We start from the raw sequence: 16,327 nt of genomic DNA on the forward strand, positions 1-16,327 counted from the left end.
TTTCTTTAAATTTATTGTAAATAATACAATATTACGATATAATACAACAGAAAAACAAATAGAAAATGTTCATATAATATTAGTAATATGGTCTAATAGTCTCTACAAACTCACCTTAAATGAGTTTTCTATGAATAGAATGTTAACTTTAATATATATTCTATTCTATCTATATGAATATATATTTTTTTGTTTATATTTTAAAGTTTTTTGGAGGTAAAAATGGTACCAAACACTAATAATGTACAACCAGATGGAAATAATTCATCATTAAGCTTTTTAGACAAGATGTTTAAATTCAGCGAACGTGGCTCTAACCTTAAGACAGAAGTAATAGGTGGGGTTACTACATTCTTAACAATGGCATACATAGTTTTCGTAAATCCAGCAATATTATCTGAAGCTGGCATGGATAAAGCAGCACTTATAACAGTTACTATATTAGCTACAGCCATTGGTACACTGATATTTGCAATTTTAGGAAATGCACCATTTGCACTAGCACCTGGTATGGGTCTAAATGCATTCTTCACATATTCATTGGTTATAGGAGCAGGAATTCCATGGCAAACAGGTCTTGGAGTTGTATTCTTATCTGGATGTGTATTCTTCACACTCGCAGTAACAGGTTTACGAAAGACAATTGCTGATGCAATTCCTCGAGAATTAGCAGTAGCATCTTCAGCAGGTATAGGTCTTTTCCTTGCTTTTGTTGGTTTAAAAAACATGGGGGTTATAATTGCAAACCCAGATACAATAGTTTCACTTGCAGATTTTACACCAACAGTTTTAATAGCTCTTTTTGCACTTATCTTAATGGCAATATTAGAATACAAAAAAATTAAAGGTGGAATATTAATAAGTATAGTAGTCGCAACAGTAATATCTATTATATGTGGATTTGTAGAATTACCAACAGCAATAATCTCAACACCACCAAGTATAGCACCAATTGCTTTTAAATTAGATATTATAGGAGCGTTAAAATTCTCATTAATTGGACCTATCTTCTCTTTCATGTTTATAGACATGTTTGATTCGTTAGCATTCCTTATCACTTGTTGCAAACAGATGGGTCTTGAAGATGAAAATGGAGAAATAAAGGACCTTGGAAAAATGTTATATGCAGATGTTTCTTCTACTTTAATAGGTTCGTTTTTAGGAACTAGTACAGTTACAACATTTGGAGAATCGGCTTCTGGTATAGCAGCAGGTGCAAGAACTGGACTTGCTTCTGTAGTAACCGCGGCATTATTCTTAGCTACACTTATATTTACACCATTACTTGGTATAGTTCCTACTTATGCTGCAGCACCTGCACTTGTCATGGTTGGTGTATTTATGTTTGAAAGTATAAAACAAATCGATTTTGCTGATAGTAAAATAGCAGTCCCTGCTTTTGTTACAGTTTTATTGATGCCTCTAACTTATAGTATAAGTATTGGTTTGTGTTTTGGATTTATTTCATATATAATAATGCATGTTGTAGCTAAAGAAACTGATAAGGTTAGTATAACACTTTGGGTTATAGGGATACTTGCAGTTGTAAACTTAGTACTAAGTTAGTATTTTAATTTTGATATATTAAAAGCTTATTTATTTTTAATTTAAAAATAGCAAAATCAATTTTATATCTAAATTGATTTTGCTATTAACTTTATATATAAAATTTATTATCATAATATATAGATAGAAAAATACATAGAAAAGGGATGATATTTATGTCACAATTACTTATAAAAAATGCATATCTAATCACTATGAATACAGATAGAGAAGTATATGAGAATGGAAGTATACTTATTGAAGACAATATTATAAAAAAAGTTGGGAAATTTGATAATAATATTGTAGATAAAGATGCTGAAATATACGATGCTAATGGAAAAATATTAATGCCAGGATTAGTCAATACACATGTTCACTTATCTCAACAATTAGGTCGTGGTCTTTCTGATGATGTTGTTCTTTTAACATGGCTTAGAGAAAGAATCTGGCCATATGAAAGTAGCTTTAATTACGAAGATTCTTTAATCTCATCTACTGCATGTTGTGTAGAACTAATAAAATCTGGTGTCACTACATTTTTAGAGTCTGGTGGTCAATATGTCGATGCTATGGTTGAAGCTGTTGATAAAACTGGAATTAGAGCATGTCTAGCTAAATCAGTTATGGATACAGGAGATGGTCTTCCTGAAGCATGGCAAAAAACTACTGATGAAGAAATCAACACTCAATTAGATTTATACCATAAGTTTAATAATACATCTAATGAAAGAATTAAAATATGGTTTGCTTTAAGAACTATTTTTAATACAACTGAGGATTTACTTGTTAGAACTAAACAATTAGCTGACAAATACAACACAGGTATACATATGCATGTAGCTGAAATAGCTGATGAAATTTCATTTGTAAAACAAAATACTGGAGTTGGAACAGTTGAATATCTTGATAAGTTAGGTGTTTTGGGGCCAAACCTTTTAGCTGCTCATACAGTTTGGCTTACGCATAAAGAAATTGATTTATTCAGATTACATGATGTAAAAGTTTCTCATAACCCTGGTGCAGCTATGAAAGTAGTACTAGGTTTTGCATCAATTCCTGAAATGCTAGAAAAAGGAATTCCAGTCTCAATTGGTACTGATGGGGCTCCTTCAAATAATAGAATGGATTTAATGAGAGATATGTATTTAACTTCATTAATACATAAAGGAAGAACTTTAAATCCAACAGTTATTCCAGCTGAACAAATATTAGAAATGGCTACTATAAATGGAGCAAAATGTGCTTTACTTGAAAAAGAAATTGGCAGTCTTGAAGTTGGCAAAAAAGCAGATATGATTATTCTTAATCCAGATACAATTCATTGCTTACCAATGCATAATCCAATTGGAAACATAGTGTATTCTATGACTAGCGAAAATGTAGATTCTACAATTTGTGATGGAAAGTGGCTTATGAAAGAAAGAAAGGTATTAGTTGTAAACGAATCTGAGTTATTGGAAAAAGTTAAAAAACAAGCTTCTAAAATAAAAGAAAAATCAGAAGTTAAAATTCCTTCTAAATTTAAAATTATAAAATAAAATAAAACCAATTGTTTTGTAGAGATACAGGTTCAAGTAAACTTGTATAGTCTACTTACAAAACAATTGGTTTCTTTATGCTATATTTTATTAAAATAAAAATAGCTATTATATTATAAATACATCACTAACAGTTAGGTTCAGATTTAGATTCATTTTTTTATACTTAGTTATATCATTACAACACATTAGGCACGCACTTTTTTGTTCATTCATTGGACAAACTTCACATGGTTTATCTCTATGTTTGGAGCTATACTCAATGTGTTTTGATTTATAAATAAAAGCTCATATGTATTCTTGTTTATCACATAAGTCCATTAATTCAAATTATCCATAACTGCTTTTATATATTTCTGGTATAAATGTCAAGGATTCTATTTCCTCTTTTGTCCAAAATCTATTTCCATTACACTCGTCAAAGCCTACATAACCACTAAATTCGCCCTCATCTAAGATTGTACATTGTGACATAGATTCTATCCATTGTACTTTCAAAATTTTATATAACCCATCATCAAGTGAAGATTGATTACAGTTTAAATTTCATATAATTCATAATATTATTTAGTTTATAACTTTTACCTTACTTCTATCTAATACCATTTTAAGTGAATTTTCAACAGTTTCAATCACGTCTTTATAACTTAAATATATGTTTATGTAAATATAATCTTCATCTAGATTGTATTCAGTTACTCTACAATACAAAAGTTTTCCTCCATCTAATAAATTACTCAAAATATAATTATCTTTTCTTGGAACATAACCTATTACATACCCAGTTTCTCCAACTATTTTAATAGCATTTTCATCATATAAATTATCTTTCTCTCTTTTTAGATAGTATATCTTACTCTTCTCCAATTCATTTTCTAAATATTCTCTATTTCTAAACCTTGAGCCAGCAACAGCTACTGAAATCAAATAAATGTCTTTACCATGCTCATTTACCTTCAGCTTTTTAGTATTTACAAATTCTTTTTTTAAGTTATTACTTTCATATAACAATCGTCTTAACTCATCTTTTAATTTGATATTTTTTTCTTTTTCATAAGCTTCTTTAACTATTTGCATTTCTTTAAGAGAAAGTCTCTCTCTATACCTCTTCAAAATATTTATAGATTCCTTACGTACTTCATTTATGTTTCCAAAAAGTCCTTTTAAAGATAAATTTTTTCCTTTAGGGTACAGTGATTTACTACCTTTAAGGACAATGAAAAATAACATATCATCATAATATTCTTGTGTTAATTTATTTTTTTCTATATCTTCCATTTTTCCAATTAACTCTTCTGTTTTAAATGTTTTTTCAAAAAAATCTAATAACTTCAACTTACAGCTTGCACTTCCCTTTTTAGATATATGCCAATATATCTCAAAATCTCGAATATCTTTATTTAAATATGGTAATAAATCATCAAAAGATAAACGTACATCATAAATTTCTGACATTTTTATCATATCTTCTGTCTTTCCATCAGCTTCATTTAATGCTTTAAAGAATATACTTTTCCACTTTTCACTGAGTAAAACATTATTCATTTCTTTCTTAAATTCAACTTTATCACAACTTACTTTGTCATCCTCTAAAACACCTACTGCTATTAAAAAAATAGAATACAGACTATCAAAGTTAGTCCCATAGCTTGCTACAATTGGAAGAAATTGATTCACTAATTCCACTTTATTCCCTATATATTTAAATTCTACACTTAACAAATAATTGCATATAAGATATGCTAAGTTGTTTACCTTATCTTTATCTAAATCTCGTCTTTCAAGATATTCGCTTAAATCTACTGTAGAAATAATATAGTTCATTAGTAATCCTTCATATTTTTTATCTTTATATCCTTCTTCAATTAAATAAGAGGTTATTTCAGAATCTAGATTTTCCATATTGACAATGGCAAATACTTTTATTGAGCCTGTAGATATTCTAGATAGATTAAACAAATATGTATTGTAAAACTCAAGTTTTCTAATAGTATTACTTAAGTAAAATATGTATTCTCCAGATTTAGAAAATGTATCCACTATTTCTCTTATATTATCTACATCTAAATAATTTTCACTTAAAACAAGCCCAAGTTTTACATACTCATCTTTTTCACTTGTATATATTAAATCCTCTGTTAGCTGATATAACCACTTTTCATCAATTATTCGCTCTTTTATTAGAGTGTTTATCTTTTTCATAAAAATTTCAAAATAACAAATTAGAGACTTATGACTATACTCTTCTAACAGGTCAATTTTATTAGATTCACTTCTATAAATATTTAAAATATTCTCTACCAAATTATTTGCAAGTTCTACTTGTTCTCTTAAAGGTATCTTTTCGTATATACATAAATAATTCATTTCAAATGATTCTTTATATCCATCATAATCCTTAATCTTTTGTAGTTGCTTAAAAATACTACCCACTAAATTATCCTCCTTTACATTATTATAATTTATATTGATTATACTACTTATTTTAATGAATTTACATTTTTACACATAAAAAAATATTACTAGAAATTAAAATTTCCAGTAATACTAATTGTACAAATATTAAAGTTTCATCGCTTAACAATGGTTTTGTTAAATTAGAATTTATTTATCAAGTTCCGTTAACTTTACGACCAACTCTTCACAAATTTCTTTTATTGTTTTATTATCTGTTTTTACAATAATATCTGCTGATGTCATATATTTCTCTTCTCGTCTTTTCATCAAATCAGATATAAATTCAACATTCATATTATTATTAAGTATTGGTCTTTCATCACTATGTTTAACACGTTGAAGAATAGTTTCTGGACTTGCTGTTAATAAAACAATTCTTCCACTTTTTTTCATATATTCTACATTTTTATCTCTAAGTACGATTCCTCCCCCACAGGAAACAACTAGTCCTTCTCTTTGTTGTAAATTTATTAATGCTTGGCTTTCAAGATTTCTAAAATATTCTTCTCCTCGTTTTTCAAATATTTCAGAAATACTCATCCCTTGATGCTCAACTATATATGCATCTGTTTCTACTTGCTCCATTTCTAATAAATGACTCAAGTATGATGATACAGTGCTTTTTCCGACCCCCATAAATCCAACAAGCATTATATTGTAAGAGAATAAATTTTTAGCCTGTATTTTCTTACTATTTTTTACTACATATCTGAAAATATCTATAATTTCATTTTCAAACTTATGACCTTTTAGCTTCTCAATTAATGCTACTTCTTTTTTATTTTCATAGTCTGGCTGTAAAATGGGAAGACCTTTTTCCTTTTTAATATCAATAATACCTTTTATACATTCCATTCTTTTCTCAAGTAAATCAATCAGCTCATCATCATATAAGTCTATTTTTTCTCTTATTTTTTCTATATTTTCCATTGTCACACCTCTTCTTTCAGACATGTTAAAATTAAAAATACTTACAATTATATTATACTAATGTTACATATTACAATCATGTACTTTTTCTTTTTCATATCTCATGTTTACAAACAATGCAAGTAAAATTCCAACAAATGTTATAGCTACATTAAATAGTACAACATATTTTGGCCCATTTACTCCACCAGATTTTGTAATAAATCCAGCTATATTTAAAATAACATAGTTAGCTATACTAGATGCAATCATAACTATAGATGTTATTTTTCCTTTATTAGTTGGAAACATTTCATTTGCTGTCGATGTAGTCAATTGAAGCACACCACCTGCTGCTGAATAGCCTATTACAAATCCTCCTACCATACAAATAGTTGGAGACTGAACAAAATACACAATTAATAACATAATTGAAGCTATTACAGGATAGATAACAAGTATTCTTATTGGCTTAACATATTTTTTTATAAGCACAGAAGTTATTAATACTGCACAGATTACTCCCATTGAATAAAAAGATTGAATTTTTGTAGGGTCAGCCATACCATATAATTTACCTAATTCTTGATTACAATTTAGCCATAGTACAAATGTAGATGTACATGTAAATCCAATACAAACAAGAGCTATACTTGTTGGTGTAAACTTCATTTTCTCTGACTTAACAGTCTTTCCATTATTATCAATAACATTGTTAGCTGGAGGAAATGGCAATATAGCTATTAAAATTGCATCTACAATAATAAGAACAGCTGTTACTATAAAAATAACTTTAAATGATATTGAATTTGCTGCAACAAATCCAATTATAAAAGGAAGTAAAAATTGCGCTAAAGCTATTGTGAATTTAGTAAACATATTTGCTATTGTTCCTAGACTAGCAAATATCTCCATACAAGAAGGTGTTACACAAGTATCTAAAAATGAGTTTGCTGCACCTCCAATTACTGCAAATATATACGCTATGTAAAAATTTGGTGAAAATACAATTCCAATAAAGAAAATTGCATGTAGAAAATTACCTATAAGTCCACTTACCTTTCTTCCATATTTATCTGAAATAGGGCCTGCAAATGGATATGATATAAGTCTACCTAACCCTAATGCAGCAATAACTGCTAAAACAATACTCACATCAAGAGTTCCATCTGATAGTGTCTTAGCTCCCCACATAGATGCAAATTCTGGTTTATATTGTCCTAAAATTGAAATTCCAATACCAAGTAAAAAATATGAAAAATACAACGCTATGGCAGTAGGATAGTATTTTTTATTATTCATAGTTATTCTCCCATTCTTGTTAATTTCTTAACATTTTTATATACAATAAACGTATTCCCATAATGGGTTTAAAGAATAGCTAAACTTTTACATTTAACTATACCACCGATACAAAACCCACTATGACAACTTATAAAGTAATATCAAAATATTTTGTAAAGTAATATCAAAACATTGAGATACATATATATTCTATATTATTAAAGTATTATTTTTTCGTCTATTTAAAGTATAATTCTTTAATTTCTTCTACAGGCATTTCCAATCCAGTGTATAGATTAAAAGCCTCAGCTCCTTGATATAATAACATTCCTAATCCACCAATAGCTTTACAACCATTAGCTTCAGCATCCTCAATCATTTTTGTTTTATTTGGATTATAAACAACATCTGTTACAACTAACTCTTTTCTTAATACACTAACATCTTTTATATTAGTTTCATTATCATGAGGTTTCATCCCAATAAGCGTTGCATTTGTCAAAATATCACTTGATGATACTTCTTCATAAAGTTTTTCTGTATCTGCTAAATCATATAAATTAACAATACATTCTGGTACTTCTTTCTTTATATTTTCAATTGTTTTTTCCGCTCTTTTATAAAAATCATCCTTAGCATTGAAAATAGATATTTCTCTTGCTCCATCTAATGCACATTGTACTTGTATAGCAGTTGCCGCACCACCAGCACCCATAATCGTAAGTTTTTTACCCTTTACTTCAACTCCATTTTCTTTTAAATTACGAACATAACCCACACCATCTGTTATATGTCCAATTAACTTTCCATTTTCATTTACAATTGTATTACATGCTCCAATTATACGAGCAGCTGGAGAAAGTTCATCCATATATTCTGTAACAGCAGTTTTACATGGCATTGTTACATTTGCTCCTTTTATGTTGAACGTCTTTATAGCTGAAAGTGCATCTTTTACCTTGTCCACAGTAATATCAAAAGCTAAGTATCTATAATCTAAATCTAATTTTTCAAAACTATAATTATACATTAGTGGTGATTTAGAATGCCCCACTGGTGTACCTATTAATGCGAATAACCCTGTTCTACCTGAAATTTCCATAATTTTATATCCTCCCAATATCATCAATTTCTTTGCAAATAATCTATTTAATTATTTGCAAAGAAACATCTATTTAATTTCAACTATATATTTAATGCTACTTCAAAAGCTTCTTTTGTTGCATCCAATGCTCTACGAGCCTTTACTGCATCCCCAACAACATAAGTTTCATTCACAAATTTCTTTACTTCTTCGCTTAATGGGTCATAATTACGAGAACCCATAGCAAGTACTACTGAATCGAAGCCTTTTAAATTATCTTCTGTTCCATCTGCAAGTGAATAGTCAACTCCATCGTTATAGAATTTAGCAACTTTAGCACCAGTAACAGTATGTATATTGTAACTTTCAAAATCATCCATAAGGAATTTACGATGTTCAGAAATTACATCTGCACCAACTTGTTCTCTTAATTCAATAACAGTAACATCATGTTCTTGTTCACCAAGGAAGGCTGCCACTTCACAACCAACCATTCCACCACCAACAACAAGAACTTTCTTTCCACAAGATTCTTTTCCATCAAGAAGATCCACTGCATGTATTAATCCTGATTCATTAATTCCTGGTATAGGAAGTACAAGTGGAGTTGCACCAGTAGCTACAATAACTGCATCAGGTGATTTTTCTTTTATAAACTCTACTGTAACTTCTGTATTAGTGTATATTTTTACACCATATTGATTGCACTTTGAAATATAACTACGAACTAAATTAGTAATATCTCCTTTACCTGGAGGATATGCAGCTAAACGCATTTGACCACCAAGCATTTCAGATTTTTCAACTAGAGTTACCTTATGCCCTCTCTCAGCACATACCCATGCTGCAAGCATACCTCCAACACCACCACCAACAACAAGAACTTCTTTTGTAGTTTCAGCTGGTTTAAGTTCAGATTCATGACCTAATATCGGATTTGCAAGACAAGCTATAGGCTTACCTTGGAACATATTTGGCACACAACCTTGTAGACACGCAATACATGGTATCATTTCATCTAACTTCCCATTTTTAGCTTTGTTAGGCATACTTGGGTCAGCTAAACTTTGTCTACCAAATGCTACTAAATCACATCTACCTTGACGAACCATTAATTCAGCAAATTGTGGCTCTGTATAGCGACCAACAGTTATTACTGGTATACTAACAGATTTCTTTATTTCTGTAACTAAATCTGCACTAAATCCAGCATGAAGAACTGTAGGAGCCCACATATATTCATCATGTATATGTATACTACGTGAAACATGAAGTCCATCTACTCCACAATCTTCTAAATAAGCTGCGATTACTGAACTATCATGTACATCAATTCCACCTAAAATATCATCTGTACTATTTATACGACATAGTATTGCTATAGAATTACCTACCTTTTTACGTATATTTTCAATTATAAGGCGAGGTAATCTCATTCTATTTTCAAAACATCCACCAAATTCATCTACACGTTTATTTGTCCTTGGTGATATAAAGCTACTAACTAAATATCCATGAGCACAGTGAACTTCAACAGCATCTACACCAGCTTTTTTTGCACGTAACGCAGCATCTCCATAAGATTCTATAAGTTCATATATTTCTTCAGTTGTTATTGCTAATGGTGTATTACGTCCATTTGACGCAGGTATTGCAGAAGCAGCTTTTAAAGGATACCCTGCAATTTTTTCATTTCCCTCAGAACCAGCATGTTGTAATTGTATAGATACTTTTGAACCTGCATTATGACAGGCATCTATTACATTTTTAAAACTATCTATTGTGCTATCATCATACAAACAAGGTTTACGAGGTCCTCCTTTAGCTTTCTTATCCACAACACTAGATTCTATAGTTATTAATCCAAAACCACCTAAGGCACGTTCAAGATAATAAGCCTTAGAAGTTTCACTTAAAGTACCATCTGTGTTTGCGAAATTATTTCCCATAGGAGGAACTACAAAACGGTTTGGAACTGTCATTGAACCAATTTTTATAGGTGTAAACATAGAACTAATCTTCATAAGGTTTTCCTTCCTTTCAAGTTTTATATTTTTTTCTTATATTTTTATGCTTTATATACTTTAATATCGAATAAGTCTATTTTTATTTTGGAGATACTTCTGGCCATGCTTTATCTAATACTTTTTTAGTTGCCTTAAATACAGTCTCAGCTGTAGTTGATAATCCTTTAGCTACTAAAGAATCAGATATTACTTCAACACCTATAACTTCTGGTGATATATTATGTTCTTTGATTATTTTTACAAATTCTTCTGTATTTCCATATCCTTCACCTGGAGCTACACGGTCATGTAGTGATTCATCTCTAAGTTTTTCATAAGGTGTCTCTAAAACATCACAAACTTGAATTGATACTATCTTTTCTGCTGGAACAGGTGCAAGGTCATCTACTGTTTGTTTTGCTCTAGCCCAGTGCCATGTATCTAATATAAGCATTGCATTTTCACGGTTACATCCTTTTACAACACGCCAAGCAGTAGCTAAATCTGGCACACCGCTGTATGGCATAAACTCAAGTCCTATAATAAGTTCTCCTGCTCTATCACATAATTCTCCTAATGCAGTTATAATTTGTTCTTCTGGTACCATTTCTAATAGACCACAGTTTATATGTTTAACATTAAATAAACGAGCCATATGATAAACATTTTGTTCTTTTTCTTGTTGAGCTTCTGTTCTATCCTCTTTAGTCCCCCATTGAGTTATATATTCTACTTCTGTAACTTTCATATTATATTCATCAAGAATTGAAAGCATTTCTTCGTCTGTAACTCCAGCGTTTTTTGCATCCACATAATTTTCAGCACGTAATCCGATGCCATCAAATCCAGCTTCTTTTGCAATACGCACTCTATCACGGAATGAAACTTCTGTGCCTAATGTATAAGAACTAATAGTAATTGGAATGTTAATATTTTTTTGATTATTCATAATTTAAATATGCCCCCTTTAATTTCTTTATAATTAATCTTTTTTTTGATTTTATTTTTTTATTTATTCTACTAGTAGCATTATTTTACTTTAAAAATAAAAATATTTTTTTGATTTATCTTTATCTAGATTTTATAAATTCATTGTATCATGAGACTTTATTAATAACAAATTGATAATTTCCTATCAATTCATAGATTTTGTTTATAGATTTTATTGATAATATAATTTATTAATATATACCTTAACTCTATCTATCTAAAATTTAAGACAAAAAACGATAAATTTCTTTAAAAGCTTTTATTATTACGCTGTAATCATATATAATAAAAATGTGAAAAACTTCTTTAAGGTCAACTTCTTTAAATACATACAAATAAAAAATACGATACTCATGAAAGGATGAACAAAAATTGAACTTATATCACTTACGCTATTTTGTTACATTGGCACATTTAGAGCACTATACAAAAGCAGCAGAAAATTTATCTATAACACAACCAAGTTTGAGTCATGCTATTTCTTTGTTAGAAAGTGAACTTGGAGTGTCTCTATTTGAAAAGGAAGGTAGAAATATAGTTTTAACTAAATATGGTAAAATATTTTTAAGAGACGTGGAAAAATCATTAGAAATCTTAGACTCAAGTGTAAAGTCACTAAAGATAACGGGTACTGGTGAAGGTCAAATTGACTTAGCTTTCCTTAGAACACTTGGTACAGACTTTATACCTGATATGGTTCATAGATTCTTAAAATCTAATCCTGATAAATCAATTGACTTTAAATTTCATACAGGTGTAACTACTGATATTATCCAAGGTCTTAAGGAAAGAAAATACGATATTGCTTTTTGCTCAAAACTTGAAAAAGAGAAGGGAATTGAATTTATACCTGTATCCAAACAAGATTTAGTATTAATTGTACCATATAGCCACCCACTGGCTACAAAAGATACTATAGATTTAAAAGAGACAATACCTTATCCTCAAATAGTATTTAATCAAAGAAGTGGACTTAGATATATAATTGATGACATGTTTAAAAAAATAAATCAACAACCTAACATAGTTCATGAGGTAGAAGAAGACCAGGTAGTTGCTGGATTAGTTGCAAAAAATTTCGGTATAGCTGTAGTACCAAATATGCCTATGCTTAAGTTTACAAAAGTAAAAGTAATTCAAATTGTTTACCCAAGTTGGGAAAGAAATTTTTACTTAGCAGTTATAAAGGATAGATATTTGCCTCCTGCAATTAAAAATTTCAAAAACTTTGTCATTAAAAATGCTCAATTATAAGTATTAATAAAAGAGGTTATTTTTAAATAGTCTCTTTTTTAGGGTTTCTTCCAAAATAAAAAAATCTATACTTCTAAAAGTATAGATTCTTAACTGACAGTCGGCATCCGAGTCTCAGTAATAAGCGTTATATAACAGCAACTGTATTTCAATTCCTGAATAACTAAGTTATTTATATTATATCAATTTTCTAAAAATTTGTCAATCTATCTATCTCATTTTTTCAAGCCATGGTCCGACAGGCTCTACAATTGGAACTTCTTTAAAACCCCAATTTCTTATGTCATTTAAACTAGTTGGAGTGTATATTTTACTTCTTACAGATTTAAATATTTTATTTTTTTCTCCATATTGCACACATTTTGGATTTGCTTCTATTAATCCTCTTCTAGCTCTACTAAGAGGATTACATAGAATATCAGCTATTTCTAAACCTTCTTTGTAATCTACATCTTCCTTTTTGGCAATTATAAAACCTTTTACCTTGTCTCTTAACTCTTCATCTATATCTAAATATATTGTTCCATTATTAAAAACATCAAAAAATGCCTTTTGTACTTTTAAATTTGAAACATCATCTCTTGATTCAATAACGATTCTTGCAGACTCTACATTTTCATTATTTACAAATGAATAGAAATTTTGAAGCACATGTATAAAAGCTACAACATAAGGTTCCTTTGAAGGTGCATAGTATTTTTTTAATCTAGCCTTATCTACTGTTACTGATATTATGGTGCACTCTAGTTTAGATAGAAATAAAGGTAATTCATCATAAAATAACTTAATTTGTGAATCATCAAACCTTTCAAATGCTCTTGACTTTCTGGATATATCAGTCAAGTGTATTCCTATATTACTAGTTCCAAAGCAATAATCTTTAAATGCATCCATCTCTTTCCTTAAACAACAGACATAATCACCTTGACTCACTGCGTATTTATATTCAAAAATTACTCCTGTTAATGTAAATGGGTCCTCATGATTTATATCAGCTCTCCCACTTTCATCAATAAACATTATATACTTCTTCTTTATAATTTCACTCACCCTCTTAACATATGATGATATCACCTATATTTATTTTATATGAGTTTTGAAAATATTCCAAGATTTTTAGATAACTTAAACTTAATTTTGTAATAAAAAAATTGAGATATAAACAATCAAAGCTTTAGGCTGTTGAATTTTACATCTCAATTTCATTTTATACATTATTTATATAGTTTTATTATTTTCTAAGAATATCTATTAATTTATCCATACCTATATAAGATACTCCTCCTCCAATTTGATAAGGAGTTTCAACTTTTTTATTTGCAAATACTCTATTTTGTTCTGCTGATAATCCTGAATTATCCATTAAAACTATTGGTGAGTGTAATTTTGCAGCTAATGGTCCAGCTGATAAAGCATCTACTAAAGCATCTGATTTGCTAACTAACACAGATTGTAAATCAGTATCGCCATAGAATTTTTCTATAACTTTAGCATTAGTATCTAATCTGTCGTTTCCATATATTCTATTTCCTGAAACATCTTCAGTAGTTATTTCATTCATCTTAGCTATTGTTGAATCATTAATTGCATTTGGTCCACCTATAAAATATGCATTTTCTAATTTTCTTTCTGTTAGCCAAATATAAGATTCTTCTGTAATTCCATCTTTCTTAACTAGTATTATAGGTTGTTTTTCTTCTCCAGCTTTAGAAGCTACAGATAGAGCATCTGCCTCTCCATTTCCAGAAACCATATAAGCTGTCTTTATTTCTTCTCTGTTTCCAAGTTCATTAGCTATTCTTACAGCAGTTTGATATCTATCTTGACCTGATATTCTCTTTGTCTCTGCATTAAAAGTACTCTTTATTTCTTGCTCTAATTTAGAACTTATTGCATTTTCTCCACCTATTAAAATTACTGTTTTAGGTGCTAATAAATTCATTTCTGCAACAGTTTCAGTTGGTAATTTATCTGTATTAGTAAGTAATATTGTTGCATTGTAACTACTTGCCAAAGGTGTTGCTGTTATTCCATCTGCTATTGCATTTCCATTTACTAATACAACAGTATCTGAACTATCAGCACCCCAATTTCCAACTTCACTTATTTTTTTAGCTGTATCAAATCTATTTGCTCCTATAACTGTGTTCCATGTAGGGTTTATTGTTCCATCTTCATTGAAAGTATAATCTTTTCCATCTATTTTTTGAGTTCCTGTTAGCATTTTACCTTCTTTGTCTAAATAGTAAGATTTACCTTCTAATTGCTGCCATCCTGTTTGCATTACTCCTGTTTTATCAAAGTAATACTTATTACCATCTATTTCTTGCCATCCTACTACTGATAAGCCATCATTTCCTAGATAGTATTTCTTGCCATCTTTTTCTTGCCATCCTGTTTGCATTACTCCATCTGAATTAAAGTAATAAGTTTTTCCATCTATTACCTTCCATCCAGATACTCTTACTCCATCAGTTCCTAAGTAATATTTTTTATTATTAATTGTCTTCCATCCTGTTTGCATTACTCCTGAAGCATCAAAATAATACATTTTTCCATTTACTTTTAACCAACTATTTTTTTGGTATGTTCCATCAGATTTTACATAATACTTCTTACCATTTTCTGTTTTCCATCCTGTTTGGTTTAAATTTATCTTATATTTTGCTGCTATTTTAGTATAACTGTCATTACTATAATCTATAATTACATCTGAACCTACTGGAACTTGGTCAAATAACCATCTAACCTCTTTATTGTGCATTCTTATACATCCACCAGAAATGTGTTTTCCTATAGAACTTTCATTATTATTTCCATGTATCCCATATGTATCTCCATAAGTTCCTTTTAGTGCTAATCCCATCCATCTATCTCCTAATGGATTTTTTGGGCTTCCTCCAGGTATATTTCCTTTATAATATGGTCTATTTTTTATCTTGTTAACTACCTTTGTTTTCCCTGTTGGTGTCTCTGAACCTTTTTTCCCTGTTGCAACTTTAAATTCTTTTACAAGCTTGCTATTTACAAAATATCCCAGAGTATTTTTTCTTGAGTTTACTATAATTACATGTTTACTGGCTGCACTTGATTCTGGTACACCACATGCAAATACTAAAACTAAAGTCATTGCTAGTACTAAATACTTTTTTAGACTTTTTTTCACTATAACTTCCCCCTCTTTTAGAAACATAACTACACGCCTCTAATTATAACATAAAATTACCAATATCTTGCATTTACAAATTTGTTACATT

General features: G+C 29.4%; 12 protein-coding genes and 1 riboswitch. Of the genes, 3 read left to right on the forward strand and 9 right to left on the reverse strand.

Translation table 11 applies throughout. The annotated features are described in order from the left end of the window. The first annotated feature begins 49 nt into the window (after positions 1-49). Positions 50-151, forward strand: a riboswitch (purine riboswitch). Between the two features lie 71 nt (positions 152-222). Further along, positions 223-1,566 (forward strand): NCS2 family permease, encoded by a 1,344-nt coding sequence (locus IC758_RS14650; protein ID WP_227835282.1) that lies wholly within the window; start codon positions 223-225, stop codon positions 1,564-1,566. 155 nt (positions 1,567-1,721) lie between these two features. Further along, positions 1,722-3,086, forward strand: coding sequence for an amidohydrolase (locus tag IC758_RS14655; RefSeq protein WP_227432364.1), 1,365 nt, complete (start codon positions 1,722-1,724; stop codon positions 3,084-3,086). Between the two features lie 330 nt (positions 3,087-3,416). Here the strand turns inward: IC758_RS14655 and IC758_RS14660 are convergent, their stop codons facing one another. The 7 genes from IC758_RS14660 to IC758_RS14690 all read right to left on the reverse strand — a co-directional run bounded on the left by IC758_RS14660 (position 3,417) and on the right by IC758_RS14690 (position 11,775). Beyond that, positions 3,417-3,584 (reverse strand): hypothetical protein, encoded by a 168-nt coding sequence (locus tag IC758_RS14660; RefSeq protein WP_227432363.1) that lies wholly within the window; start codon positions 3,582-3,584, stop codon positions 3,417-3,419. Between the two features lie 69 nt (positions 3,585-3,653). Continuing rightward, positions 3,654-5,519, reverse strand: a complete 1,866-nt coding sequence (locus IC758_RS14665; RefSeq protein WP_227860551.1) for an HIRAN domain-containing protein — start codon at positions 5,517-5,519, stop codon at positions 3,654-3,656. Positions 5,520-5,690: 171 nt separating this feature from the next. Then, positions 5,691-6,473, reverse strand: a complete 783-nt coding sequence (locus IC758_RS14670; protein ID WP_227860552.1) for a shikimate kinase — start codon at positions 6,471-6,473, stop codon at positions 5,691-5,693. Between the two features lie 63 nt (positions 6,474-6,536). Then, positions 6,537-7,754: an MFS transporter gene (locus IC758_RS14675; RefSeq protein WP_227432360.1), complete on the reverse strand. Its 1,218-nt coding sequence runs from the start codon at positions 7,752-7,754 to the stop codon at positions 6,537-6,539. A gap of 220 nt (positions 7,755-7,974) precedes the next feature. Next, a complete protein-coding gene (aroE, locus tag IC758_RS14680) occupies positions 7,975-8,838 on the reverse strand; it encodes a shikimate dehydrogenase (RefSeq protein ID WP_227860553.1) in 864 nt (287 codons plus the stop codon). Between the two features lie 83 nt (positions 8,839-8,921). Beyond that, positions 8,922-10,844 (reverse strand): FAD-dependent oxidoreductase, encoded by a 1,923-nt coding sequence (locus IC758_RS14685; protein ID WP_227432358.1) that lies wholly within the window; start codon positions 10,842-10,844, stop codon positions 8,922-8,924. Positions 10,845-10,926: 82 nt separating this feature from the next. Further along, positions 10,927-11,775: a sugar phosphate isomerase/epimerase family protein gene (locus tag IC758_RS14690; protein ID WP_227432357.1), complete on the reverse strand. Its 849-nt coding sequence runs from the start codon at positions 11,773-11,775 to the stop codon at positions 10,927-10,929. Between the two features lie 413 nt (positions 11,776-12,188). Here IC758_RS14690 and IC758_RS14695 point away from each other — a divergent pair, with 413 nt between their 5' ends. Continuing rightward, positions 12,189-13,070: a LysR family transcriptional regulator gene (locus tag IC758_RS14695; protein ID WP_227432356.1), complete on the forward strand. Its 882-nt coding sequence runs from the start codon at positions 12,189-12,191 to the stop codon at positions 13,068-13,070. A 210-nt stretch (positions 13,071-13,280) separates the two neighbouring features. Here the strand turns inward: IC758_RS14695 and IC758_RS14700 are convergent, their stop codons facing one another. Together IC758_RS14700 and IC758_RS14705 are read right to left on the reverse strand one after the other, a co-directional pair. Then, the gene (locus IC758_RS14700) at positions 13,281-14,090 is read right to left on the reverse strand and encodes a DUF3800 domain-containing protein (protein ID WP_255613040.1); all 810 of its coding nucleotides are present in this window, start codon (positions 14,088-14,090) and stop codon (positions 13,281-13,283) included. Between the two features lie 211 nt (positions 14,091-14,301). Next, positions 14,302-16,236 carry a cell wall-binding repeat-containing protein gene (locus tag IC758_RS14705; protein ID WP_227835281.1) on the reverse strand — a complete coding sequence of 645 codons (1,935 nt, stop codon included), beginning with the start codon at positions 16,234-16,236 and terminating at the stop codon, positions 14,302-14,304. Between the last annotated feature and the right edge of the window lie 91 nt (positions 16,237-16,327).

The organism is Clostridioides sp. ES-W-0016-02, assembly GCF_020641035.1.
GTDB lineage: Bacteria > Bacillota > Clostridia > Peptostreptococcales > Peptostreptococcaceae > Clostridioides.

What these genes read in the sequence shown, in the direction of transcription:
- IC758_RS14650 (WP_227835282.1), top strand. Translation starts at nt 223, where the DNA reads ATGGTACCAAACACTAATAATGTACAACCAGATGGAAATAATTCATCA.
- IC758_RS14655 (WP_227432364.1), top strand. Translation starts at nt 1,722, where the DNA reads ATGTCACAATTACTTATAAAAAATGCATATCTAATCACTATGAATACA.
- IC758_RS14670 (WP_227860552.1), bottom strand. Translation starts at nt 6,473, where the DNA reads ATGGAAAATATAGAAAAAATAAGAGAAAAAATAGACTTATATGATGAT.
- IC758_RS14675 (WP_227432360.1), bottom strand. Translation starts at nt 7,754, where the DNA reads ATGAATAATAAAAAATACTATCCTACTGCCATAGCGTTGTATTTTTCA.
- aroE (WP_227860553.1), bottom strand. Translation starts at nt 8,838, where the DNA reads ATGGAAATTTCAGGTAGAACAGGGTTATTCGCATTAATAGGTACACCA.
- IC758_RS14685 (WP_227432358.1), bottom strand. Translation starts at nt 10,844, where the DNA reads ATGAAGATTAGTTCTATGTTTACACCTATAAAAATTGGTTCAATGACA.
- IC758_RS14690 (WP_227432357.1), bottom strand. Translation starts at nt 11,775, where the DNA reads ATGAATAATCAAAAAAATATTAACATTCCAATTACTATTAGTTCTTAT.
- IC758_RS14700 (WP_255613040.1), bottom strand. Translation starts at nt 14,090, where the DNA reads ATGTTTATTGATGAAAGTGGGAGAGCTGATATAAATCATGAGGACCCA.